Source organism: Dietzia maris (assembly GCF_014144855.1).
In the GTDB taxonomy this organism is placed as follows: domain Bacteria; phylum Actinomycetota; class Actinomycetes; order Mycobacteriales; family Mycobacteriaceae; genus Dietzia; species Dietzia kunjamensis.
The window spans coordinates 1-1,503 of the sequence record NZ_JAALDN010000284.1 but is presented as its reverse complement, the minus strand read 5'-3'; the positions used below and the strand labels follow the sequence as shown (position 1 = coordinate 1,503).

Genomic DNA, 1,503 nt, shown 5'->3' with positions numbered 1-1,503 from the left:
GCGGCGACCACCGGGGCGACCGCGGCGTCCCAGTCCGAGGGCCGCGAGTCCGGCGGGTCCACCGGGGGCGCTGTCGAGTGCCCGCCCGCCGAGGGCGCAGCGGAGCGCACCACCTCGTTCGACTCGGCCCCGCCGATGTGCCTGACCGACGGCGTCGACTACTCCGCCGTCATCACCACCGACGCCGGCCCCGTCACCGTGGACCTGCTCGAGGAGAAGGCCCCGGAGACGGTGAACAACTTCGTGTTCCTGGCCCGCAACAAGTACTACGAGGGCATCACGTTCCACCGCGTCATCCCCGGCTTCATGATCCAGGGCGGCGACCCCCAGGGCACCGGCAGCGGCGGCCCGGGATACGAGTTCGCCGACGAGCTGCCCGAGTCCGGCGAGTACGAGATCGGGTCGATGGCCATGGCCAACGCCGGACCGGACACCAACGGCTCCCAGTTCTTCATCGTCACCGGCGACTCCGGCGTCTCCCTGCCGCCGGACTACAGCCTCTTCGGCACCGTCACCGACGGAATGGACGCCGTCACCGCTATCGAGGACGACGGCAGCCCGCAGGGCCGGCCGCAGACGCTGCACACGATCGAGTCCGTGGAGATCGTCGAGGGCTGAGCCCGCCCGGGCCGGACGCCCGGGCCGGGCGGCTCTAGTACCCGCTCGACCCTCCGCCGCCGGAGAACGACGCGTTCGAGTAGCCGGTGGTGGTGGAGCTGGCCGCCTGCGCCGCCTGCACGTCGTGCGCGTGCCAGCTGGAGACCACATAGAACGGAACGAAGCCGTTGTAGCCGTACCCGGCCCGCCAGTCCCGGTCGTACAGCCGGGGCGCGTGGCGGTCGCCCGCGTCGTCCGCCGTCTCGACGTCCGCCATCTCGCGCGCCCGGATCGCCTCCACGACGATCCGGTAGTCGACGACGAGCCGGGCGTAGCGGTCCATGAAGTCGGGCGCCTGCGTATCCCGGGCCAGCTCGTCGGCGCGGGTGTCCAGTGCCCGGGCCTCGGCGGCCAGTCGCTCGTCCTTCGTCCCCAGCGCCGCGGCGAGCATGTCCTCGTGCAGCTCGCCGAGCTGGCGACGCCGCACCTCGGCGTCGCCCTGCTCCATGCGGAAGAGCTGGTCGATGTTCTGCTCCGCCGTGGTCATCTGGTCGACCGTGGTGTGGGCGGTGTCGATGTCACCGGCCTTGGCGCGGAACTCGGCGTCCGTCGAGTCGGGCCGCAGGTCACCGATCCGGCCCATGACGGTGTCCAGCGCGAGGAACCGGCCGCGCACGTCCTCCCACTGGGAGCGCAGCTCGTCGTCGGCCAACGGGGAGGTGAGCGAGTTGGCGCGGATGTCCAGCCCGCTGAGCTCCCCCGCGACCCGTCCGTATTCGCGGGAGACCCGGTCGTACCGCTCCCTCGCCGTCGTCGCCTTCTTCTTGCGGCTCGCCGCGACCCCGGCGCCGACCGCGCCCGCGACGACCACCCCGGCCCCGGCGAACGCCCACGGCAGCCACGCCG

Annotated in this window: 1 protein-coding gene and 1 pseudogene; one reads left to right on the top strand and one right to left on the bottom strand. The window is 72.6% G+C overall.

Annotation, left to right across the window (positions count from 1 at the left end; genetic code table 11):
* Window positions 1-618 (top strand): peptidylprolyl isomerase (locus G6024_RS09830; RefSeq protein WP_200841562.1); only part of this gene is annotated, 618 nt, incomplete at its 5' end.
* Between the two features lie 34 nt (window positions 619-652).
* On the opposite strand, the pseudogene G6024_RS09825 reads toward G6024_RS09830, so the two are convergent.
* A pseudogene (locus G6024_RS09825) lies at window positions 653-1,503 on the bottom strand (DUF5129 domain-containing protein); the annotation flags it as partial.